A 24700-nucleotide genomic window follows, 5' to 3' on the forward strand; every position below is an offset into this window, starting at 1 on the left:
ACACTATACAAAAGTCTTTTTTTATCTAAAATATTGTTTAGTAGCCAACTTTACTACGAACCCTTTGTAAAACGTCATTAGCGATTTTTCCAGCTTTTTCAGCTCCAATAGCTAAGGCATCGTCAATGTCGTTGAGGTTAGACATATAATGGTTGTAACGTTCTCTTTCCGAAGAAAACTTTGAGAGTATAAGTTCATATAACGCTTGTTTTGCATGACCATAACCATAGTTGCCATTTTCGTAATTGGCTTTCATAGTGGTGATGTCATTTGGTGAGGCTAATAAATTATACAATGCAAAGCAGTTACATGTACTCCAGTCTTTTGGGTCTTCTAGAGGTGTGCTATCGGTTTCAATAGACATGATTTGCTTGCGTAGTTTCTTTTCTGGTAAAAATATATTGATAAAGTTATTTCTACTTTTACTCATTTTTTCACCATCGGTTCCTGGAATGAGTTTGGTATGTTCTTGTATTTTTGCTTCTGGCAATACAAAAGTGTCTCCCATTTGCGCATGAAAACGCGATGCTACATCACGAGTCATTTCTAAGTGCTGCAGTTGATCTTTTCCTACAGGAATTATTTCGGCATCGTACAATAAAATATCGGCAGCCATGAGCATTGGATACATAAATAAGCCAGAGTTAACATCATCTAAACGGTCTGCTTTGTCTTTAAAACCATGTGCCAGCATTAAGCGTTTATAAGGAAAAAAGCAATTTAAATACCAAGCTAACTCAGTAACTTGCGGAATATCACTTTGTCTATAAAATACTGTTTTGTTAATATCTAGACCAAATGCTAACCAAGTTGCAGCAACCGAATACGTATTGTGACGTAATTCTTCAGCATTTTTAATTTGTGTGAGTGTATGCATATTAGCGATAAATAGATACGACTCATTTTTGGTGTCGTTAGCCATGTTAATAGCTGGTAAAATAGCGCCTAATATATTTCCTAAATGTGGTGTTCCTGTGCTTTGTATTCCTGTGAGTATTCTTGCCATAGTATTGCCTGCAAAAGCAGGTATCTCTTTAATTAAACTTTATTTTTGTTCGTTTTACCTTGTTGCAAATTGCGAAGCACATCATGTGATCTATAAAATAAGGATCACGAATAAACGAACCAAAACATCATGTCAATAAGAGAGAGTTTCTTTCTAAACATTCGCTGGTGAAACGTCATGCTTGAAGTTGCGCTTTGCAGTTATGTGTCTTCAGTCTTCAACTTCCTCCTATATCGTCAGCAAAGGTAATTTTTTTAGTAGAAATGTTGAATTAATTTAAGTAGTTTTGAACCCAATGAAGATTTTTAAGAACATATTTTATACATTCTATCGCATTTGGTTCTACATATTGGTGGCATTACCAATTATTGTGATGTTTCCTTTTTTGGTAGTATCTATTTTAAAAGAATCTTGGTATCCTTATTTTTTTAAAATGGCGCGTTTATGGTCTTGGTTTATATTAATTGGGATGGGTTTTAGAGTTAAAATTGAGCGTGAGGAAATTCCGAAGAAAAATAAAAGCTACATGTTTATAGCAAACCATACATCAATGGCAGATATTATGTTGATGTTAGTAACGGTTAAAAATCCGTTTGTATTTGTTGGTAAGGCAGAGTTGGCAAAAATCCCATTATTTGGCTTTTTCTATAAGCGCACTAGTATTTTGGTAGATAGAAGTAATCCTAAAAGTAGGCAAGCCGTGTTTTTAAGAGCACAGCGTCGTCTCAAACAAGGGATGAGTATTTGTATTTTTCCAGAAGGTGGTGTGCCAGATGAAAGCATCGTGTTAGATGATTTTAAAGATGGAGCTTTTAGAATGGCAATTAATCATCACATCCCAATTGTACCTATAACGTTTGGTGATAATAAAAAGCGATTTTCATACACGTTTTTTAGTGGAAGTCCAGGGAAAATGCGTTCAAAAGTGCATCGTTTTATGTCTACGGAAGGATTGACAACTAAGGACACTAAGCTGGTAAACGAGCAATCTAGATTATTGATATTAAATCAATTAAAAGTGTATAAGTAAGAAAAATCTTCATTTTAATTACGGTTTTTCCGTAGTTTAGACTGTGTTTTTGATTAATTGGTGTTAAAATAAAATATTTAACTTAAATTGTTTTGGAGGTATAGTATATTTTCTCATATTTGAGTAATTATTACCCAAAAATTTATTTAATTCTGAAAAAATTATTGTTTTTAGCAATCATGTCTTTGGGGTTTATGTCTTTTAGTAGTGAAAATGAAACAAATTTAACAATCGAAGAAGCATTCGGTTGTTGTACAGCGATAATTTATTACAAAGGAGTAGCTGTTAAATCTTTTACGGAATGTGGTATTGACACTGGTTTATCTTGTCGTATTGCTGAAAAAAAGGCTCAAAATTGGATATTAAAAAATCAAAATGAACCAGAGTTTACGCCTGAATAATAGTTCAAATTTACTAAAAAGAATGACAATTCATATTTCTATTTTGTCTTTCTTTTAAATATAAATAAACATGAAATTAACTCAATTAATCTTTATACTATCGATATTTTTATTAGGCAATGAGAAAGAAGATATATTGATTGCCGAATATTCTTATTCAATTAAAATGGAAGAACTTCCTACTGCAACGGTAGTAAATTCTACTTTGATAGCAAGCAAAACAAAATCTGTTTATGAAATGGATTTTGTTGGGGATTCTAATTTTTTAGAAGAAAGGGAAGGAAGACAAGGGAAGATTTTATCCATAAAACCTAAAAACAATCCTTATATTTATAAAGATTTACTTTCTAATAATTTTTATAGTATTGAAAGAGTTGGGATGAAACCGTTTCTTGTAGAGGATAATATTAAAATATTTGATTGGAAACTTGAAAATGAGTTTAAGGATATTTTAAATTATAAATGTCAAAAGGCGACTACATTTTACAGAGGCAGAAACTATGTTGCCTATTTTTCATCGCAAATCCCATTTAATAATGGACCATGGAAATTTGCTGGTCTTCCGGGTTTAATAATGGAAGTTAAATCCACAGATGGTGTTTTTCAATTAGAAATAAATAAGTTAAGCATAAAGAAAAGTGATACTGATATTAAAAACCCATATAGAAATTATCTTGAAAAGAAAGTGTCTTGGAAAGAGTTTACAGACGAATACAAACGAAAGTATGAAGAACTTTTATCTTACACTGATCCTGATGGTGGATCATCATCAATACCAGCAAAAAAAATAGAATTACTTGTTGAGAATTAATAATTTTATATTGATTAATAAAGCCAATAGAACCATAATATTTTTTATGGTTCTGTTTTTTTTAACTTCATTTTTATCAGAGGCACAAGAGACAGAAATCAGCGGCAATATTGTTGATAAAACATCTCTTAAACCTGTACCAGATGTAAACATACTATTAAAAAACTTAAATGGTTTAATTTTAGATTATACGAGTACAGACCTTAATGGTGATTTTAATATAAAGTTACCTGCTGGATTTGATAAATTGATTCTCGAGACTTCTATAATTAGTCATTTAGCTTACCGTAAAGAAATTCTAATCTCAGATTATAAGAATTCTAACATCACACTAGATATTAGTTTAGAAGAACGACTTACCGCATTGAAGGAAGTATATATTGAAGGCAAAAAAAGACCAATTACCGTAAAAAAAGATACTACAGTTTATAACATCAATCAATTTAAAGATGGTACTGAACAAGTTGTTGAAGATTTACTCAAAAAATTGCCAGGAATCACTGTTAGCGAAAATGGTAATATTAAATTTAAAGGTAAGCGAGTGATTAGGTTGCTTTTAGATGGAGACAACTTGTTTGATTCTAATTATACGGTTGGTTCTCGTAATATAAACTCAAATATTATTGCCTCTATTGAGGCTATTGAAGATTATAATACTAACCCTTTGCTTAAAGGCGTTAAAAGTTCAGATGATGTTGCGGTCAATCTTATATTAAAAGAAGGCAAGGTTGATGTATCAGGAGATGCTGAGGTTGGTTTGGGTATTGAAGACAGGACTTATTTAAGAGCCAATATGATTTCTGTTTCAAAAAAACTTAAAGGTTTTGGGACTTTTAGTCATAATAATATTGGAGAAAATTATAGTCCGTATAATTTTGTTTCTAATAGTTTAGATATTTCTTCCCTTAACGAAATTAACCAAAGAACAAGTAATTTAGTAAATGGAAGTGGTTTTAATTCAAGTTTACCAGATCATAGAGTTAGAGTTAATAATAATTTTTTTGGGAGTTTAAATGCACTCTATAAAATTAACAAGGATATTTCTCTAAGAGGAAACTATAATCTATTTGCAGATAAATTAAAAAGAAATGAAACTAATGCTGTTTTATACAATTTTGAAGATACTCAAATAGATATTTTTTCTCAGAATAATATTGATAGAATACCAACATTACATAATGTTAGCTCTGAGTTGATTTATCACATCAATAAAAAATCCTTATTTACTGCTAAAGGTAAATTTGAGTCTAAAAATATAACTGAGAATGCCATAGGAAATAATAATGGATTATACTTAGAAAGAACATCTGTGAGCAAAGATTTATTTTTTAATACCGATTTAGAATACACCTATAAAGTTGATAGTAAAAGTGTTTTGCAGATCGTATCAAATATGTCTTCAAACAAGATACCTCAAGATTTAGAAGTATTAGAAGAAACAGATTTTAGTCATCAAGCTATTGATATTGAGAAAACAACATTTAATGTTCAGTCTAATTATTTCACAAAACAAAAAAATATAGAGTATGGATTTAGTCTAGGCTATAACTTTGAAACAAATGATTTGGTTTCTAACCTTGATGGGATCCAAACATCATTATCATTAACAAACCAGCTTAATTATAAATTATCAAAACCGTTTTTAAACCTATCATATAATTACAATAAAAATAAATGGCAATTTCTAGCAGAAGTTGAAAATCAATTGCTTAATATAAAAATTGAAGATGCTAATTTAGAATCCACTTATAGTAATAGTGAGTTCATTTTAAATCCATCGCTTACACTAAAATACAGCATAAGTAAAAACGCAAATTACTATGTAGATTATAACCTTTCAAATCAAATACCAACCTTATCAAATATTTATTCTGGATTAATATTGAGAGATGTTAGGTCTCTTTTAGTAAATGATTTTAGTTTTAATTTGTTTAACAATCACAGTTATACATTAGGTTATGAAGTTAATGACTTCTACAACTTATTTCAATTTAATCTTTTTGGTCGTTATAGTTATAATAAATATGGTTACGTAAATAGTTTTAATGTTTCAGAAGATGTAGATTTTTACACATCTATCGTAAATGTTACAAATAACAATAATTATAATTTTGGTTTGAGATTAGAAAAGTACCTTCATTTTATGAGAAGTACTTTAAACTTTGATAGTAATTATTCAATAAATGAATATCAAAACATTATCAATGATTCAGAGTTAAGAAATAATAAAAGTAAATCGCTGTTTGCTAAATTTCAACTTAGAACAGGATTTAAGTCTGCAATCAATTTTGAAAATAAAATTGCTATTAGAAACAATGTTTTTGATAATCAAGATGGCTCAACAAATTCATTTACTGCATTGCAAACTGATTTTAAAACAAAGTTTGTAAAAAATGAATTTCAATTTGTATTTACTACACAATATGTTAAGCCAGATTTAAAAACTAACATTAATGGTGATTTATTTTTAGATGCCTCTTTAAATTATAAACCTAAAAAAGGTAAAATAGAGTATCAATTAAAAGCTAATAATTTATTGAATAATAGCACCTATCAAAATATAAATGTATCTGATTTTTCGTCATCTAATTATGAGCATAATTTGATTGAAAGACTGGTTTTGTTATCGGTGAAGTTCAAGTTTTAATCACAAAAAAAAGCTACTCCTGGCACAGAGTAGCTTTTCGTCATTATTGCATTTGCAATAATTATCTAACCAACTAAAAAACCTAAAATTTAAAACTAAGTCCAGTATAAACACCTATAAAAAAAGGTTGAAAATCTCCAGACGTATTATTAAATGTATTTATTTGATACTTGAACGTGGGCTCAAGATTAAATCGTAATTGTTTTGAAATATTATAGTTTACACCAATACCAAAATTGGCACTATAACTCATGTCGTTAATATTTGAGGCTTCGCCTAATCGCGTTTTGTTTCCGTTACTTTCTATAGAATACACATCATTATCACTTAAAAATAACGTACTAAAACCACCAATGATATTGAGTCCAATTTTAGTGTCAAGCACATTGTATTCTAATTCTATAGGCACTTCTATAAACCCTAATTGTTGGCTAATTGATCCTTGTTCTTTTATAAACAATACTTCAGGACCTGTAGCAAAACTAAAATTACTAGCACTTATGTACGTGGTTGTAGAATCGGTTGAAGATACATTTTGTAAAGCACGACTTGAACTAGACGCACTTGGGTTAGAAAATGCAACAACGTTATTTGTAGAATAACCCAAATCAACCTTATTAACTCCAGCTCTAACCGTTAGCCTTTTATTAATAGCATAAGCCCCTTTAATACCGTAACTTAAATTAATATCTCCTTTTTTAGTATTATCAACAAACTGCTCATCAATTGGAGACCCTTTGCCACCTATTGAATTAAAATATACAGGAGCCATATTTGGCGCAAGACTCCAACGTTTTAACAACGGATTAATAGAGTCCTTAACCTCTTCATTATCTTCAGTTTCGTTTTCAGCAATGGCTTTTTCTATCGCGTTTTCTTCAATAACTTTTATGGTATCTATTAATGTTTCGCTATTTTCTTTTTCCGAAGCATTAGAAGTCGTTACCTGAGTTGATGTATTACTCTTAGTTTGTTTTATGAGGTTATCAATTTCAGATTTGTCTTTTCTATTATCGTTTTTAAGCGATTCATTTTCGGGAGTTTTGTTGTTTGAGTTTTTAGCAATAGCATTTTTGCTGTTGAGGTCGCTTTTATTGGTCGCTTTGTCGGTCTTAAAATTATTTTTTTCTTGAGAAACAACAGCATCACGTTGTTGTGATGTATTCTTAATTATAGATGTATTGTTTTGAGTGTCGTTACTGCGCTTATCGTTTTCTGTTTTTTCGTGCTCTTCGGAAATCGTTACACTCGTTTTGTAGTCTGTTTTATGAGGTGTTGTAAGCTCGTTTTGAGGTGAATAGTTGTTGTTGTTGTTGTTGTTGTTGTTGTTGTTGTTGTTGTTGTTGGATTCGTTTTGAACATTTGTACTGAGCTTGGTAGAGGTATCAGCTTTAGTTTTGTTATCTACAATTGGCTGTTGTTTTATCTTTTCCGAAGTAATTAAATCAGTACTATTTTCTTGCTCTTTATCGTCGATTGTAGAATTATTCTTAGATTTTTCTGTATCAACAATGTCTTTTTCAATTGAATTTTCCGAAGCATTAAAGAAAGTATTAGCTACAGTAAACATTACTATTAAAACAGCCGCAACTCCAGCAACTTTCCACCAAATTGGGATCACTCTGCGTTTACGTTTATCTTTATGGAGTTCTGCCTCAATTTTTCCCCAGACAGCATCACTTGGAGCAACTTCAAAATTTTTGAGCTGCTCTTTAAAGAGTTTGTCTATGTTTTTCTTTTCACTCATTATATACTTTGCGAATTGGGACTCGCTTTATATTGTTTTATTTTCTCTTTTAAAATCATTCGAGCTCGCGCCAAGTTTGATTTTGATGTACCTGTAGAGATATTTAATAACGCAGCAATTTCTTTATGCGAATAATCATCTAAGGCATATAAATTAAATACCAAACGGTAACGGTCTGGTAATTCTTGAATGATGATAAGTAGATAGTCAATGCTCATATCATCGTCATCATCAACGTTTACAGTTACATCTTCAATTTGATCTTCATTTATAATATCAAAAACACCAGCGCTTCTATAACGTTGCAACGCGGTATTTATAGTAATTCGTTTCATCCAACCTTCAAGTGATCCTTGACTTTTAAACTGACCAATTTTTTTAAAAATCGTTAAATAGGCATCTTGTAAATTATCTTCGGCTTCGACATAATTGCGCGAATACTTCAAACACACCGAAAACAATTTACTAGCATATAGCTTGTATAATTGACTTTGCGCTTGAGTATCATTTCGTTTACAGCCTTTAATGAGTTGGTCTAAACTCACATAATTATAATTTAATTAATTTATTCTACAACAGGTACTTCTATAATATAGTAGAGGTCATTATCGTTCTCATCTAGTCCTTGAAAAAACTTAAAAGTGTAAGTGTCAAAACTATTAACCTGAAAGTTAAATGCTACTTCTACTTCATTTTCTTCTGGCTCAAAAGTTTGGCAATCTTGCTCATCATAAACCGTAGTAATCACAGCAACAATGCGTTCATTTTCATTGATGTCGTAATAAAAGTTGTTGAATATATGGCAGCCAGTAGGTCTAAAATAAGTGACACCTATTTGATAAACTTCACCAAACTGGAATTCATCTGGTATAGTCACATTTTCAATTGGTAAAACTTCGGTATGAAAGCTAAGTTGACTATCATCAGGACTACAAGAGACTAATAAGGTTATTATAAAGCTTAATAAAAAAATCTTCTTCATTTATATAAATTAATTTTTGAAATATATTATGATTTCATCATGTAGATACAAAAAGTACAAAAAGGTTGCGTCTAAAAACAAAAAAATCCCAAAAAGAGGGATTTTTTTAAATTTTTAAAAATGGTTTTTTTTAGTCGGCACCATTAATATTTGCGCGAACTTTTTCTTCAAGTTCATCCATTAATTCTGGATTATCTTTTATTAACGCTTTAACAGCATCTCTACCTTGACCCAATTTAGTATCACCATAGCTAAACCAAGAGCCACTCTTTTTAACAATCTCTTGATCAACAGCAACATCTAAAATTTCTCCAACTTTAGAAATACCTTCACCATACATAATGTCAAATTCACACATTCTAAAAGGAGGTGCTACTTTGTTTTTAACAACTTTCACTCTGGTTTTATTACCCATTACACCTCCATCGGTGTTTTTAATTTGAGTAGAACGACGAATATCTAAACGTACAGATGCATAAAATTTTAAGGCATTACCACCTGTAGTTGTTTCTGGGTTACCAAACATAACACCAATTTTTTCTCGTAATTGGTTAATGAAAATTACAGTACAGTTAGTTTTACTAATTGATCCTGTTAATTTTCTAAGCGCTTGAGACATTAAACGTGCATGTAATCCCATTTTTGAATCTCCCATCTCGCCTTCTATTTCACTTTTAGGAGTTAATGCGGCAACCGAGTCAATAACCACGATGTCAATAGCACCAGATCGTATTAAATTATCTGCGATTTCTAAAGCTTGCTCGCCATTGTCTGGTTGTGAAATGATAAGGTTATCAATATCAACACCAAGTTTTTCAGCATAAAAACGATCAAAAGCATGCTCAGCATCAATAAATGCAGCAATGCCTCCAGCTTTTTGAGTCTCGGCTATAGCGTGTAACGTTAATGTAGTTTTACCAGATGATTCTGGACCGTATATTTCAACAACTCTTCCTCTAGGATATCCACCAACACCTAAAGCAATATCTAAACCTAAAGATCCAGAAGAAATAGCATCAACATCTACGACTGCTTGATCGCTCATTTTCATTACTGTTCCCTTACCGTAGGCCTTATCAAGTTTATCTAAAGTTAATTTTAATGCTTTTAATTTTGCGTCTTTTTCACTGCTCATTTCCTTGTAATTTATATAATTAATCTCCTTTTAAAAGGGTTAGCTAAAATACAACAACTTTTATTTTTTTTTGACTTATGACGCAACCTTTTTAAACTTTTTGCATCTACCAATTGAGATTGGGAAATCTTGTTATGAAAAAGAAGCTTTAAATCTGTAAATGAGATTATAAATTATTGACAAATTGAAAACTAAAAACTTTGTACTTTCTATTATTTTAGAAAGTGTGCGACTTAGTTAGAGGTTTTTCTAAGCATCATAATTTTAAAAAACACTATAGAATTAGGCATATCCCACAAACTTAAATTCTTATTAGAAATGAGATTTTTTAGAAAAACTATTTTTAACAATGCCTCAGGTGTTACAGTTGCAATTCATGTGAATAGTAACTGTAAAGCCGATGGTGGCTAGCTCGTTATGTGTTTTTAAGACAAATTTAAAAATATTAATAACGAGTTAGTCCTCTAAAAAAGCCCTGTTTTATCAAATCCGCAGGGCTTTTTTATGCGTTTTATTTAACTCATAACTTTCCTTACCTTTGTATCCACATACATCATAGATTAAACACAGATGTAATTTTTTTAACCTTAAAATTAGTATAGCATGCAACTGTACAATAACTTAAGTGCTAAAGAGAGAGTCGAACTTATTGAAAAAGCGGGAAAAGAACGCTTAACAATCTCTTTTTACAAGTACGCAAAAATTAAAAACACCCAAATTTTTAGAAATCACATGTTCTTAGCATGGGATGAATTTGATGTCTTAGGTCGAATTTATATCGCTCATGAAGGTATAAATGCTCAGCTTTCTGTTCCTGCCGAAAACTTTGACACTTTCAAAACGCATTTAGACACTATTACATTTCTAGAAAACGTAAGATTAAACATTGCTATTGAGCATGATAATTTTGCATTTTTAAAACTAAAAGTTAAAGTGCGACAAAAAATTGTAGCAGATGGCCTCAATGATGACACGTTTGATGTAACTGATAAAGGAGTACATGTTGATGCTTCAAAATTTAATGAGCTCATTGAAGACCCAAATACCGTTTTGGTAGATATGAGAAATCATTATGAGAGTGAAATAGGTCATTTTAAAAACGCTGTAACTCCAGATGTCGATACGTTTAGAGAATCTTTAGATATTATTGAAGAAGATTTAAAAGAACATAAAGAAGAGAAAAATCTAGTCATGTACTGTACTGGCGGAATTCGTTGTGAAAAAGCTAGTGCTTATTACAAACACAAAGGGTTTAAAAACGTGTTTCAACTAGATGGTGGTATCATCAATTATGTAAGACAAGTAGAATCTAATGATTTAGAAAATAAGTTTATTGGTAAAAACTTTGTGTTTGACGAACGTCGATCAGAACGTATTAGTGAAGATGTCATCGCCAATTGTCATCAATGTGGAGCACCTGCAGATATGCATACTAATTGTGCTAACGAAGCTTGTCATTTATTGTTTATTCAATGTGATAGTTGTAAAGCACAAATGGAAAATTGTTGTTCAACCAACTGTAAAGAAATTCATAATTTGCCTTATGAGGAGCAAAAAGCACTTCGCAAAGGCCAAGGCAATAGTAATGACATTTTCAAAAAAGGACGAGCAGATCATTTACCGTATAAAAAAGATTTGAGAAATATTTCCAAATCATTTTCAAAATAAAAAAGGCTCCTAAATGGAGCTTTTTTTAACGGTTGCACTTTAAAAATCCAATAGATATGATAAAATAAAAAAAAGGTGAATGAACGCATGAGGTTGTGTTTTATGTCTTCGGAAATTTTAAACTAAAAGTGCAAGCTTTTTTCATTAATACTATTTCTATATCGCTATAGAACTATATAAGTTTATGAGAACTTAGTCAACATCGCTTTCATTATTTTTATGGATAAATAATCTTATATTTACATTTCAAAAGAATCATTAATCTTCATTTGATACCTTTATTCAAGTTATCAAATTATATATAAAATTTCATGAGTTGTAAAAGTTGCTCAACTGGCAAGGATGGACAACCAAAAGGATGCAAAAACAATGGAACTTGCGGTACAGATAGCTGCAATAAACTTACTGTTTTTGATTGGTTAGCCAACATGACATTACCACAAGGTCAAGAACCTTTTATTGGTGTCGAAGTGCGTTTTAAAAACGGACGAAAACAATACTATAAAAATACCGAAAATTTAACATTAAGCATTGGAGATGTCGTTGCTACTCAAGCCGCTTCAGGTCACGATATTGGTATGGTTACACTTACTGGAGAGCTGGTAAGAGTACAAATGAAACGTAAAAAAGTAAATATTGATGACGAAGATAACGTCATGAAAATTTACCGCAAAGCAAGTCAAAAAGATATTGATATTTGGTCTGCAGCAAGAGATAAAGAAGAACTAATGAAAGTCAAAGCAAGACAATTTGCTATTGATTTAAAATTGCAAATGAAAATCTCTGATATTGAATATCAAGGTGACGCAAGTAAAGCAACATTTTACTATACAGCAGAAGAACGCGTAGATTTTAGAGAGCTTATTAAAGTTTTTGCACGTGAGTTTAGAACGCGTATAGAAATGAAACAAGTTGGGTTTAGGCAAGAAGCAGCTCGTCTTGGTGGTATTGGTTCCTGTGGTAGAGAGTTATGCTGTTCAACCTGGTTAACAGATTTTAGATCGGTAAGTACATCGGCAGCACGTTACCAACAATTATCATTAAATCCTTTAAAATTAGCAGGACAATGTGGTAAACTAAAATGCTGTTTAAATTATGAGTTAGATGCCTATTTAGATGCCTTAAAAGCCTTTCCTAAATCTGATACTAAATTGTTTACAGAAAAAGGAAAAGCAGTATGCCAAAAAACAGATATTTTTAAAGGTCATTTATGGTATGCTTACGAAGGCGAATGGATGAATTGGCATGTATTAACTACAGATCAAGCCAATGAAATTATAGAAAAAAATAAGAAAAGAGAAAAAGTTGCAAGTCTTGAAGAGTACGCTTCTATACTCATAGAAGATACTAAAACAGAGTTTGAAAACGTTGTTGGTCAAGATAGTTTAACACGTTTTGATAGTCCAAAACGTAAAAAGAAACGTAGAAATAATAAAGGCAAACAAAACCAACGTAGAAAAAATACAAACAATACAAATAAAAGTAATGCAAAAAAGTAAGTATTGGATAGGATGTATATTGATTGTGTTGAGCTTTTTATCGTGTGACTCAAACCGTGTTTTTGATGAGTATCAATCGGTTTCTGGAGCATGGGATAAAGATCAAATAATAGCTTTTAAAATGTCACCTCCAGATACTACAAACGCATATAATTTGTATGTTAATTTACGAAATACTGAAGATTATAAATACAGTAATTTGTTTTTAATTGTAGAGTTAAATTATCCAAATGGTAAAGCAATAAAAGATACCTTAACCTACAAAATGGCAAACCCAGATGGTACATTTTTAGGCACTGGATTTACAGATGTAAAAGAAAATAAATTGTGGTATAAAGGTTATGATGAACCCTTTGTGTTTGATGAACCTGGAGAATATACAGTTAACATACAACAAGCCATGAGAGAAAATGGAAGTATCAATGGCATTGATAAATTAGAAGGCATCACAGATGTTGGTTTTAGAATAGAGCATTCGCAAACAAATTGATTATGGCAAAAAAAACAGTGGCAAAGAAAAAACCTGCTAAAAAAAACGCTCAAGATTTTTCAAAATATGTGAGACGCTTCTGGATGATATTTACAGGAGGTGTTGTTGCATTTTTCTTAATGTTTCTCTTGGCATCTTGGGGACTTTTAGGCGAAATGCCAGATCATACCATTCTAGAAAACCCAAAAACGTTTTTAGCAACAGAGATTATTTCATCAGATGATCAAACCCTAGGTAAATTTTATTTAGATGATAATAGAACACCTGTTGATTATGAAGAACTGCCAAAAGAATTGGTAGATGCCTTAGTTGCTACCGAAGATATTAGACATTACGACCATTCAGGTATCGATTTTAGAGGCACAGTAAGAGCCGTTGTAAAATTAGGAAAAGGTGGTGGAGCAAGTACCATTTCGCAGCAATTAGCTAAACAATTATTTACTAAACAGGTCTCTTCAAATAAAGTGCAACGTATTTTTCAAAAGGTGCGAGAATGGGTTATTGCTACACGTTTGGAACGTCAATATACCAAAGAGGAAATCATTGCCATGTATTTTAATATTTATGACTTCGGAAATAATGCCGACGGCATACGTAGTGCGTCGCGTATTTACTTTGGGAAAGAGCCAAAAGAGTTGCAGCTTAAAGAATCTGCAATGTTAGTTGGGATGTTTAAAAACTCATCGCTTTACAACCCAAGACCACATCGTAACCCAGAAGGTGTGAGAAACAGACGAAATGTTGTTTTAGCGCAAATGTATAAATACGAGTACATTTCCGAAGCAAAAAAAGATAGTTTACAACAAACAGCATTAGATTTAAATTATTCGCCAGAATCGCATCGTGAAGGTACAGCAACTTACTTTAGGGCTTATCTAGATAAATTTATGAAAGATTGGATTAAAAACAATCCTAAACCAGATGGCGAAAAGTATAATTTATATAACGACGGACTCAAAATCTACACCACCATAGATTCTAGAATGCAGCATTATGCTGAGGTCGCTGTTGGTCGTCATATGCCAAGATTACAAGCAGAGTTTGATAACCAAAACACACCAGATAGAAATAAAACAGCGCCTTTTTTAGATCTTGATAAAGATGAAATTGAAGCTTTAATGAACTCTGGAATGAGACGATCTGAACGTTGGAGAGTTATGAAATCTCAAGGCAAATCTGAAAAAGAAATTACAGCCTCCTTTCAAAAACCTACGCAAATGAGTGTTTTTGCCTGGAAAGACGGTCAGCCAAGCGAAATTGATACCATTATGAAGCCTATGGATTCTATGCGTTATTACAAATCGTTTTTGCAACCAGGAATGATGTCTATGGATCCGCAAACAGGTCATGTAAAAGCATGGGTTGGTGGTATGAATTTTAGACATTTTCAATACGATCACGTAAAATTAGGAAAACGTCAAGTGGGTTCTACTTTTAAGCCTATTGTTTACGCTACAGCAATTGATCAATTGCATTTATCACCTTGTGATACGATACCAAGACAGCAAATCACAATTGAAGCTGGTAAGTATGGTAATCCAGAACCATGGACCGCCAAAAATTCTGATGGCCGTTATGATGGTTTTATGACCTTAAAAGCAGCATTAGGAAATTCGGTAAATACAGCAACTGCACGTTTAATGGATAAAGTAGGTCCAGAGCCTGTGGTAGACATGGCTAGAAATTTGGGGATAGATTCACATATTCCTGCTGTACCAGCAATTGCATTGGGCACTCCAGATATTAGTGTCTATGAAATGGTTGCTGCTTATTCCACATTTGCAAATAAGGGTGTATATAATAAACCAGTAATGGTCACACGTATAGAAGATAAAAACGGAACCGTTTTATACCAATTTACACCAGAAACTAGAGATGTTTTAAGTGCTGAGGTCGCTTATACAACCGTGAATTTAATGCAAGGTGTTGTAGAGGCTGGTTCGGGAAGTCGTTTGCGAGACAGTTGGAGAACAAACCAGACCATATATAAAGAAATTATTACAGGATATCCTTATGAATTGACAAACCCAATTGCAGGAAAAACAGGAACCACACAAAATCAAAGTGATGGTTGGTTTATGGGTATGGTGCCAAATCTAGTCACAGGTGTTTGGGTAGGTGCAGAAGATCGAGCAGCACATTTTAAGCATATTTCTTATGGTCAAGGTGCCTCTATGGCATTACCAATTTGGGGTATGTACATGAACTCGTGTTATGATGATGAAGACTTAGGGATTTCTAAGGGGAGTTTTGAGAAACCAGCAGACTTATCAATAGAGGTAGATTGTAGCAAATGGGAAGGTAATGGAGACGATGACGCAGATCCTGACGATGATTTAGATGGTGTTATTGATTTTTAAAAGTTTATATTCTTCGGAAAAGATACTAAGCCATTCAGTTTTGAATGGCTTTTTTATTTCATAATATGTTCTTCGGAAATGTAACTTCATTAAAATAATATTGGCTGTCATTCCAAACGCTATTAAGAATAAAATATATTTTATGCGTAAATACCTTGCGAAGCAAACGAGCAGGAATCATTTTTGATATAATAATCATGCAGCTTATTATAATGATTAACTATGAACTAGCTTTTCTTCGGAAATAGAAAAAGTCAAGATGAGTTCATTATAAAAATCAATTATTTACTTTAAAGAAGCAAGATGTCATTCAGAGCAAAGCGAAGAATCTCTATAATTTAATCAATATAGATTCTTAAGTCATTCCTCCTCTAGAATGACAGCTATTTAATAAATTTTAATATCATTCCATAAAAGAGAACCTAAAATGTCATTTTAACAAATATCACATGTAGAACATATACTATAATTGGGTTTCAAGTCTTTTTCAATTATCCAAATTTAAAACTGTTAAAAAACACGATTTTTTTCACTTCAAATTACGGTTTTTCCATAGTCTTCAAGTATAGTAAGCTTTCTACGGCTATAAGTTTATTAAAAAACTTATTAACAGTCGCTTATGCTAAATTTTAACACAATAAGTTTTGATATTTAGCGTTTTTTTTTTTGTAGGTTTACAGTGTTGAAGATAAAATTTAAATCACTTACAAGGCGATTTGGATGATATCTAAAACAATGGGTAGCTCCCAAAAAAACCAGCGTTGGTTTTATTTTTTTAACCTTGTAGCCTTGTAACATTTTAGCCTTGTGATAGCCTTGTAATTTTTAAGCCTTGTTAATTATTTATTAACCAACCTATGTTAAAAATTGAGCATGGGTTTAAAATTTAGAAATTATGAAAAAAGTATTTAGTGTACTGGCTTTAATGTTGTTTATGTCAACGAACATGATAAATGCCAATTCTGTGAAAATATCTGAAGATCCGTTTAGCGATTGCTTTGATTTAGCTATTAGCCTCTATCAAAATCATCTTGATTCTGGTCGTGACCGAGCTGACGCATTAGAAATGGGAGCATGGGCATATGATGATTGCGTAGATGATGCATTTACAATAGATTAAATCATAAATTAAGTTAGGGTTTGTCAACTTAGACAAAACCTAACTTTTAACTTATTCAAATAACAATTAAAATAGAATTTATGAAATTGGTTTTACTATTTTTAATCATTAATATCGGTTCGTGTTTTTCACAAAACAATAGTGGTATAGTAACATACAAAGTAACATCTTCAAAATTATCTGATACTATAACAAACAAAAAAGCTAAGGAATTATTTTTAATGATTTCAAAGAATTTTGAAAGCCTTGAATATGAGCTTAGTTTCAATGGAAATGAATCGCTTTTCTATATTAAAGATGGTTTAGAATCTGATAATAAAATAGCATCAGGATTTATGAAGCAGGCTATACTTGTGGCATGTGACGATATTATTTATACCAACTCTAATCTAAAACTTAACATTATTAAGGAGGAATTGCTTGGCGATGTTTTTTTAATTAAAGATTCATTAGTGAATGACTGGAAAATAAGTTCAGATACTAAAATAATTAATGGTTATACGTGTCTGAAAGCTTCAAAAATTTTAGATAAAAACAAAATAAGAGTCAAGAATGAAGTTGTAGTAGCTTGGTTTGCAAAAGATATTCCCGTTTCATTTGGACCAAAAGGAAATTTTGGTTTACCAGGTCTAATTCTTGAGGTAGAACACAATAATGTAATCTTTTACGCTAAGAATATTAATTTTGATAAGAAGGTAGAGATACAGAAACCTACTGATGGAATAGAGATGACCTATATAGAGTATCAAGACTATATAGACAAAAAAATAAAAGAATATGGTTTTGAAAAAAACTAAGTTTGAGAAATCTCATTATTTTTTTATAACACTATTCTTACTATTTAATAATTTTCTGCTATTTGGTCAAAATTTAGTATTGAGTGGGAGAGTAGTTGATAGTCTAAATAATCCATTAGCTTACACCAACATTTTAGCAATACCAGATTCAAATGACCAAGAAATACGATTTGCTGCAGCAGAAAATAATGGTACATTTAATCTTGGCCTTTCAAATAACCAAACCTACAACGTCACAGTAAGTTATTTAGGATACAAATCCCAAACCATTGAGATTACCACCAAAGAAGAAGACATTACCCAAAATTTTATTTTATTAGAAAACCCAGACCAATTGGATGAGGTGACTTTAAATTATGCACCTCCAATTTCCGTAAAAAAAGATACCATCACTTATAACGTCGATAGCTTTAAAACAGGAGAAGAACGTAAATTAAGAGAGCTACTTAAAAAATTACCAGGCGTTGAAGTAGACAGAGCTGGTAATGTCATGGTTCAAGGTAAAAAGGTTACTAAAGTGTTGGTGGAAAATAAAACCTTTTTTACAGGTAATAGTAAGTTAGCAGTTAATAATATCCCAGCAGTTGCTGTAGATAAAGTAGAGATTTTAGATAATTATAATGAGGTGGCTATGCTCAAAAATCTACAAGACTCAGAGGATATGGCAATGAACATCAAACTTAAAGAAGACAAAAAGAAATTTGCTTTTGGAGACGTAGAAATTGGCGCAGGAATAAGAGATAGATATCTTATTCATCCCAATTTATTTTATTACAGTCCAAAAACAACGGTCAATTTTATAGGAGACTTAAATAACCAAGGGATAAAAAGTTTTACATTTAAAGATTATTTGGAGTTTGAAGGTGGTTTTGGTAAATTGATGCAAGATGCTGGGAGTTATTTCTCATTGTATAATAGCGATTTCGCACAGTATCTCAATAATCAAGATTATACTGCAAACACCAATCAATTTGGAGCATTAAACATTAGACAATCCATCAACGAGAAAACAGATATAAGCGGTTATATCATTACTTCAAAATCCAAAACAGAAACTCAAAGCAATACTTTAAACGAGTATCTAAATTTTAGCGAGCCTTTTACAGAGGATAGAACAACAACAAACAACATCAACAATTTTTTTACAATAGGTAAAATCACCCTAGATTATGACCCTAGTTTTGACGAAGACTTTGCCTATAACAGTTTTGTAAAACTAACCAATAATGATGCTAATGGTTTAATAACAACTATAAACCCATCACAAAGTAATAACATTAATACGATTACAGATATTAAAGGTTTAAATCTCAAACAAAATATAAGTTATAGCAGGAAACTTTCTAAAGACCATACAGCAACTTTAGAAGCAACCTATAATTTTCAAAATGACAAGCCTATTACAGAGTGGTTCACTAATCAACAAATACTTCAAGGTTTAATCCCTTTAGAAGAGGATGAAGTTTATTCCATTTTACAAACCAAACGTTCAAATTCTCATAATGCCAATGCGATTATAAAAGATTATTGGGTACTCAATAATTTTAATCATTTATATACCACTTTTGGAGTCAATGCTGCATTTACCAGTTTTGAAAATCAAGATGTACAGCAATTGAGTGATGGTAGTGTTAACAATTTTAATTCCGCAGGTTTTGGGAATGATTTTGCCTATAATTTTATAGACACGTTTGTTGGTTTAGAGTATAAGTTTCAAATAGGAATTGCAACCTTTAAACCTATGTTGTATTATCATTTTTATAACTGGAACACTAAACAGTTTGATGAGCGTTTCAATAATAGAAAATCATTATTACTACCTCAATTTACCACCAAAGTAGAATTTAATAACAGTGAAAAGCTAAATTTTAGATACAAATTGAACGCAAGATTCCCAAGTATTAATCGTTTGGCAAATAATTTTGTGCTCAATAATTTTAATAGTGTTTTTAAAGGTGACACTACTTTAGAAAACCAGTTGTATCATACAGCTAGTTTGAGTTATTATAAGTTTAGTCTCTTTAAAAACCTCAACTTTAATGTCAATACGAGTTTTAATAAGCGTGTACAAAGTTTAAAATCTGTAACTCAATTACAAGGTATTGATCAATTTACAACACAAGTATTATTTGATTTACCTGAGCATTCTTGGAATTTGAGTAGCAGATTATCAAAAAAAATAAAGAAGATAAAATATAACATTAGCGCACGTTTTGGCTATAATGATTTCTACCAAATATTAAACAACCAAACAAATCTAAACGTTTCAAAAAGTATCTCATCAACATTGAGTATTGAAACGTCTTTCAAAAACCATCCAAATTTAGAGCTTGGTTACACTAAAGACTTTAATAATTACAAATCTATTGCAGGAGAAAACAATTTTGAAAATGATCGCTTTTTCGCTTTTTTAGAATATGATTTTCTAGAAAATTTCATTTTCAAAGCAGATTATAGTTATGATGCTTACTTAAACAAAAGTGCAAACATTAAAAATACGTTTGATACTGCAAACGCATCCTTATTTTATCAAGTTGAAGACAGTCCTTGGGGATTTGAAGTCAACGCATCCAACTTGTTTGACGTCACCTTCAAACAACAGAACAGTTTTAATAGTTTTCTCATTTCCGATAGTAAAACATTTATACTCCCAAGAATCGTCATGCTTAAAGTGGCTTATAAGTTTTAGTTTTTATTTTCTTCATGTATCTGTCATTCAGAGCGAAGCGAACAATCTTTTTTATAAATTATTAAAATATAGTCTTCAGCTACCCGACAACTGTCAGAACTCCTTCTGATTAACAAATATATTTCGTAAATTTCCGTAGAAAAAATAGATACAAATGATCAATAAAAAAGTAGCTAATGTTCAAGAAGCACTTGAAGGTGTTAGCGATAATATGACCTTTATGTTTGGCGGTTTTGGGTTGTCTGGAATTCCTGAAAATTCTATAGCAGAGTTAGTTCGTTTGGGCACCAAAGGGCTCAAGTGTATTTCTAATAATGCAGGAGTAGATGATTTTGGGTTGGGCTTATTATTGCAAGGCAAGCAAATCGATAAAATGACATCGTCATATGTAGGAGAAAATGATGAGTTTGAAAGACAGATGTTGAGTGGAGAATTGGAAGTAGAGTTAATACCTCAAGGGACTTTGGCAGAACGTTGCAGAGCAGCACAAGCAGGATTTCCAGCAATCTACACACCAGCAGGTTATGGAACCGAAGTAGCCGAAGGTAAAGAAACTAGAGAATTTGATGGTAAAATGTATGTTTTAGAATATGCTTTTAAAGCCGATTTTGCTTTTGTAAAAGCATGGAAAGGCGATGCGGCAGGAAACCTAGTGTTTAAAGGTACGGCAAGAAATTTTAATCCTAATATGTGTGGTGCAGCCAAAATTACGGTTGCTGAGGTTGAAGAACTCGTTCCTGTAGGAACTTTAGATCCTAACCAAATACATATTCCAGGCATTTTTGTGAAACGTATTTTTCAAGGCGAAACGTATGAGAAGAGAATTGAGCAACGAACTGTTCGTGCAAAAGCTAATTAAAAATTGATACATTATAAATTATGTTAGATAAAAACGGAATAGCAAAACGCATAGCAAAAGAAGTGCAAGATGGATACTATGTTAATCTCGGGATTGGTATTCCTACACTTGTAGCAAACTATGTAAGAGACGATATAGAAGTTGAATTTCAAAGTGAAAACGGAGTACTTGGTATGGGACCTTTTCCTTTTGAAGGTGAAGAAGATGCTGATATTATTAATGCAGGAAAACAAACCATCACGACATTGCCAGGAGCTAGTTTTTTTGACTCAGCTACTAGTTTTTCTATGATACGTGGTCAACATGTTGATTTAACTATTTTAGGTGCTATGGAGGTATCTGAAGATGGTGATATCGCCAATTGGAAAATACCAGGTAAAATGGTAAAAGGAATGGGTGGCGCAATGGACCTCGTTGCCAGTGCAGAAAATATCATTGTGGCTATGATGCATACCAATAGAGCTGGTGCTTCAAAATTATTGAAACATTGTTCGTTACCTTTAACAGGAGTGGCTTGTGTGAAAAAAGTAGTTACTAATTTGGCGGTTATGCAAGTGACTCCAAATGGCTTTAAACTTCTAGAGAGAGCACCAGGTGTTTCGGTAGAGGAGATTCAAAATGCTACCGAAGGACATTTGATTATAGATGGTGACATTCCAGAAATGGATTTGTAATACTTGAAATCAACCTCAAAATAAGTGCATTATCATTTTTGAGTAATGCGAAACATATCATGAGCCACTTTTATAGTGGCTTTTTTTATTTCCGAAGAAAATATTGAGCAAATTAATTGTAAGAAAATTCTGTTAAATAGGTGTTAAATGTTAAAATTAAGTGTATTTCAACGATTAATTGTGTATTTAGACTGATTAATTGAAAAAGGGTAGTATGTTTACAAAACCAAATCGGAAATAAGATATTTAATGTTTAACCTAAATTTTATGATTTGCCCCAAGTCTATCATAATTTTAACTAATTGAACTTTTTTGCCCCAAACCTACTATTTATTATTTTGACTAAATGAACTTTTTTGCCCCAAATTTACCTAAACCTACTATTACCGAAAGCAAGCTTATTGCTAGTTTTCAAAACACGTTAAAATTGTTTAAAAGTGTCTTAGCCCTAACTAAAAAAATATTCATGCTATAATCCTTTCGGAATAGCATGAATAAGTTTTTTAGTATATTCTTTTTGTGGATGATTATAAATAACATCTGCATCATCCATTTCTTCAATTTCCCCTTTATTCATTACAATTAGTTGATCAGACATATATTTAACCACAGCCAAATCGTGTGATATAAATATATAAGTAAAACCATAATTGCTTTTTAAATCATTAAGCAAATTTAGTACTTGAGCTTGCACAGAAATATCTAATGCCGATACCGATTCATCACAAATAATAAGTTGAGGTTCTACGGCAATTGCTCTAGCAATGCCTATGCGTTGACGTTGGCCACCAGAAAATTCATGTGGATACCTATTAAAATACGTATCATCTAATCCAACTTTTAATAATAAATCTATAACCCGTTGTTTTCTATCAGTTTCAGAGGTGCCAATACCATGAACTTTCATGGGTTCCATTATGGCTTTACCAACGGTTAGTCTTGGGTTTAGAGACGCAAAAGGGTCTTGAAATATAATTTGAATTTCTTTTCTAAGTTTACGTATTGCAGATCTAGATAGTTTAGTAATATCTAAGCCTTGATATAAAATAGATCCAGCTGTCGCTTTGTCTAACTGTAAGATCGCGTTAGAAAGCGTTGATTTACCGCAACCAGATTCACCTACTAAACCCAAAGTCTCTCCTTTGTATAATTTAAATGACACCTTATTTACTGCTTTAAAGGTTTCGGGCTTTGAAAACCATCCAGACTTAGATATATATTCCTTTTCAATATTGATAACCTCCAAAAGCGGTTTTTGAGCATATATTCTTTGGTGAGTTTCGGCACGTTCTGTTGAGGTTATAACTGTAGATGTTGCTGTATTATTTATAAAATCATCTATGGTAGGCAACTGTTTTAATCGTGTTTTGGTAGATGGTTTTGAGTTGATTAATGCTTTTGTATATATATGCTTCGGAAATTTAAAAACTTGTTCAATGTCACCTTGTTCAACAATAGCTCCTTTATACATGACCATAACACGGTCTGCAATTTCTGATACTAGAGATAAATCATGAGAGATGAAAATGATACTCATTTGCCCTTCTTTTTGAAGTTCTTTAAGTAGCAAAATAATATCTTTTTGAACAGTGACATCTAAAGCAGTCGTTGGTTCGTCTGCAATTAATAATTGTGGTTTGCAAGCAATTGCCATAGCAATCATGACACGTTGTTTTTGTCCGCCAGAAATTTCATGAGGATAGGCATTATAAACACGATCAGGCAATGGTAGTTTCACCTTCTCAAAAAGCGCTAAAGTTTCGGTTTTAGCTTCTGCTTTTGATAAATTGGTGTGTTGAAGTAGCAGTTCTATAACTTGTTTTCCGCAAGTCATTGATGGATTTAATGAACTCATGGGTTCTTGAAAAATAACAGCTATTTTTTTTCCTCTTATCTTCTGAAATTGTTTAGCGCTAAGTGTTGTTAAGTCTTGCGAGTCAAACTGAATTGAACCTTGAGTAATTTTTGAAATCTTTTTTGGTAATAAGCCTAAAATAGCTAATGAAGATACAGATTTTCCTGAGCCAGATTCACCTACAACACCTAAAATCTCATTTTTATTTAAATGGTAAGATATAGATTTAATGATTTCGTTATCAATGCCTTCCGAAGAAAAAGAAATTGAAAGTTGCTCTACTTTTAAAAGAATTTGATTCTGCATAGGTAAATGTAATCAATTCTTTATTTTAATTAAAAAAATATAAATTAATGCATTAAGCTAGTTTTCAACGGAAATGTAAAACATAAAGCAATCAATAATAGTAAATTAATTGGAGCAAGTTGCTAAATTACATGGTCTTTAGAAGGCATAATAATTAGAAAATAATGGATTAAATAATAGATAGAAGTTAAGGCTAAGGAACTCAAAAAGAGTTAAACTGAATATAACGACATGTTATTTTTATGAGGATTAATATTAATCAATTAAAGATATAAAATGTTAACAAAACACGTCTTTAGACGGTTTAATATGCGTTTTGTGGATAAAATAGTAATTAATGTAATATATTAGCATGTTATATGAATTGATATTGTTCATTAAATTTATTACTGATGAAAAAAACTACTTATTTATTTGTGTTATTATTTATGGTCGCTCAAATATCTTTAGCTCAAGATATTTACAAGCGCGTTACCATTAATAATATTGACGCTACTGTTGTTGAGATTTTAGACAACCATGGTATTGACATGACCTGCGGTGCTTTATTTTTAGATGACACATTACAATTAGAACTCAGTGATAATGAACTACAAACCTTAGCTAATCAAGGTGTAGGCTATA

At 31.6% G+C, this 24700-nt stretch carries 20 protein-coding genes; 14 read left to right on the forward strand and 6 right to left on the reverse strand.

Annotation, left to right across the window (positions count from 1 at the left end; genetic code table 11):
* Positions 1 to 37 precede the first annotated feature (37 nt).
* Entirely contained in the window at positions 38 to 1006 is a 969-nt protein-coding gene (gene trpS, locus TD29_RS06480; RefSeq protein ID WP_040279657.1) for a tryptophan--tRNA ligase, read from the reverse strand.
* 295 nt (positions 1007 to 1301) lie between these two features.
* Between trpS and TD29_RS06485 the strand changes: the two genes are divergently transcribed.
* From TD29_RS06485 to TD29_RS06500, 4 genes are all read left to right on the forward strand, one after another.
* Positions 1302 to 2036: a lysophospholipid acyltransferase family protein gene (locus TD29_RS06485; protein WP_040279658.1), complete on the forward strand. Its 735-nt coding sequence runs from the start codon at positions 1302 to 1304 to the stop codon at positions 2034 to 2036.
* 119 nt (positions 2037 to 2155) lie between these two features.
* Positions 2156 to 2437, forward strand: a complete 282-nt coding sequence (locus TD29_RS06490) for a hypothetical protein (protein WP_152611473.1) — start codon at positions 2156 to 2158, stop codon at positions 2435 to 2437.
* Positions 2438 to 2507: 70 nt separating this feature from the next.
* Positions 2508 to 3248: a GLPGLI family protein gene (locus TD29_RS17825; RefSeq protein WP_052466995.1), complete on the forward strand. Its 741-nt coding sequence runs from the start codon at positions 2508 to 2510 to the stop codon at positions 3246 to 3248.
* Between the two features lie 46 nt (positions 3249 to 3294).
* Positions 3295 to 5895: a carboxypeptidase-like regulatory domain-containing protein gene (locus tag TD29_RS06500; protein ID WP_152611474.1), complete on the forward strand. Its 2601-nt coding sequence runs from the start codon at positions 3295 to 3297 to the stop codon at positions 5893 to 5895.
* An 82-nt stretch (positions 5896 to 5977) separates the two neighbouring features.
* Here TD29_RS06500 and TD29_RS06505 read toward each other — a convergent pair whose 3' ends face one another.
* The 4 genes from TD29_RS06505 to recA form a co-directional block, all read right to left on the reverse strand.
* The gene (locus TD29_RS06505; protein ID WP_040279661.1) at positions 5978 to 7642 is read right to left on the reverse strand and encodes a hypothetical protein; all 1665 of its coding nucleotides are present in this window, start codon (positions 7640 to 7642) and stop codon (positions 5978 to 5980) included.
* A complete protein-coding gene (locus TD29_RS06510; protein ID WP_040279662.1) occupies positions 7642 to 8187 on the reverse strand; it encodes an RNA polymerase sigma factor in 546 nt (181 codons plus the stop codon). The genes TD29_RS06505 and TD29_RS06510 overlap by 1 nt, the downstream gene beginning before the upstream one ends.
* Positions 8188 to 8207: 20 nt before the next feature.
* Positions 8208 to 8624: a hypothetical protein gene (locus TD29_RS06515; RefSeq protein WP_040279663.1), complete on the reverse strand. Its 417-nt coding sequence runs from the start codon at positions 8622 to 8624 to the stop codon at positions 8208 to 8210.
* A 130-nt stretch (positions 8625 to 8754) separates the two neighbouring features.
* Positions 8755 to 9759 (reverse strand): recombinase RecA, encoded by a 1005-nt coding sequence (recA, locus tag TD29_RS06520; protein ID WP_040279664.1) that lies wholly within the window; start codon positions 9757 to 9759, stop codon positions 8755 to 8757.
* Positions 9760 to 10362: 603 nt separating this feature from the next.
* On the opposite strand from recA, the gene trhO reads away from it, so the two are divergent.
* The 9 genes from trhO (at position 10363) to TD29_RS06565 (ending at position 21915) form a co-directional block, all read left to right on the forward strand.
* Positions 10363 to 11427 (forward strand): oxygen-dependent tRNA uridine(34) hydroxylase TrhO, encoded by a 1065-nt coding sequence (gene trhO, locus TD29_RS06525; RefSeq protein WP_040279665.1) that lies wholly within the window; start codon positions 10363 to 10365, stop codon positions 11425 to 11427.
* A gap of 311 nt (positions 11428 to 11738) precedes the next feature.
* Positions 11739 to 12926, forward strand: coding sequence for a PSP1 domain-containing protein (locus TD29_RS06530; protein WP_040279666.1), 1188 nt, complete (start codon positions 11739 to 11741; stop codon positions 12924 to 12926).
* Positions 12913 to 13416: a gliding motility lipoprotein GldH gene (locus TD29_RS06535; protein WP_040279667.1), complete on the forward strand. Its 504-nt coding sequence runs from the start codon at positions 12913 to 12915 to the stop codon at positions 13414 to 13416. The genes TD29_RS06530 and TD29_RS06535 overlap by 14 nt, the downstream gene beginning before the upstream one ends.
* A 2-nt stretch (positions 13417 to 13418) precedes the next feature.
* On the forward strand, positions 13419 to 15776 hold the full coding sequence (locus tag TD29_RS06540; RefSeq protein ID WP_040279668.1) for a penicillin-binding protein 1A: 2358 nt from the start codon (positions 13419 to 13421) through the stop codon (positions 15774 to 15776).
* 934 nt (positions 15777 to 16710) lie between these two features.
* Positions 16711 to 16896, forward strand: a complete 186-nt coding sequence (locus tag TD29_RS06545) for a hypothetical protein (protein ID WP_152611475.1) — start codon at positions 16711 to 16713, stop codon at positions 16894 to 16896.
* An 80-nt stretch (positions 16897 to 16976) separates the two neighbouring features.
* On the forward strand, positions 16977 to 17693 hold the full coding sequence (locus TD29_RS06550) for a GLPGLI family protein (RefSeq protein ID WP_040279670.1): 717 nt from the start codon (positions 16977 to 16979) through the stop codon (positions 17691 to 17693).
* Positions 17680 to 20382 carry a carboxypeptidase regulatory-like domain-containing protein gene (locus TD29_RS06555; RefSeq protein ID WP_241485251.1) on the forward strand — a complete coding sequence of 901 codons (2703 nt, stop codon included), beginning with the start codon at positions 17680 to 17682 and terminating at the stop codon, positions 20380 to 20382. Before TD29_RS06550 ends, TD29_RS06555 begins: the two co-directional genes overlap by 14 nt.
* A 154-nt stretch (positions 20383 to 20536) precedes the next feature.
* Positions 20537 to 21241, forward strand: coding sequence for a CoA transferase subunit A (locus TD29_RS06560; RefSeq protein ID WP_040279672.1), 705 nt, complete (start codon positions 20537 to 20539; stop codon positions 21239 to 21241).
* Positions 21242 to 21261: 20 nt separating this feature from the next.
* The gene (locus TD29_RS06565; RefSeq protein ID WP_040279673.1) at positions 21262 to 21915 is read left to right on the forward strand and encodes a CoA transferase subunit B; all 654 of its coding nucleotides are present in this window, start codon (positions 21262 to 21264) and stop codon (positions 21913 to 21915) included.
* A 469-nt stretch (positions 21916 to 22384) separates the two neighbouring features.
* Here the strand turns inward: TD29_RS06565 and TD29_RS06570 are convergent, their stop codons facing one another.
* Positions 22385 to 24076, reverse strand: coding sequence for an ABC transporter ATP-binding protein (locus tag TD29_RS06570; RefSeq protein WP_040279674.1), 1692 nt, complete (start codon positions 24074 to 24076; stop codon positions 22385 to 22387).
* A 392-nt stretch (positions 24077 to 24468) separates the two neighbouring features.
* On the opposite strand from TD29_RS06570, the gene TD29_RS06575 reads away from it, so the two are divergent.
* A partial coding sequence (locus TD29_RS06575) for a hypothetical protein (RefSeq protein WP_040279675.1) occupies positions 24469 to 24700 on the forward strand: 232 nt, incomplete at its 3' end.

Source organism: Psychroserpens damuponensis (assembly GCF_000826655.1).
Classification (GTDB): Bacteria; Bacteroidota; Bacteroidia; order Flavobacteriales; family Flavobacteriaceae; genus Psychroserpens; species Psychroserpens damuponensis.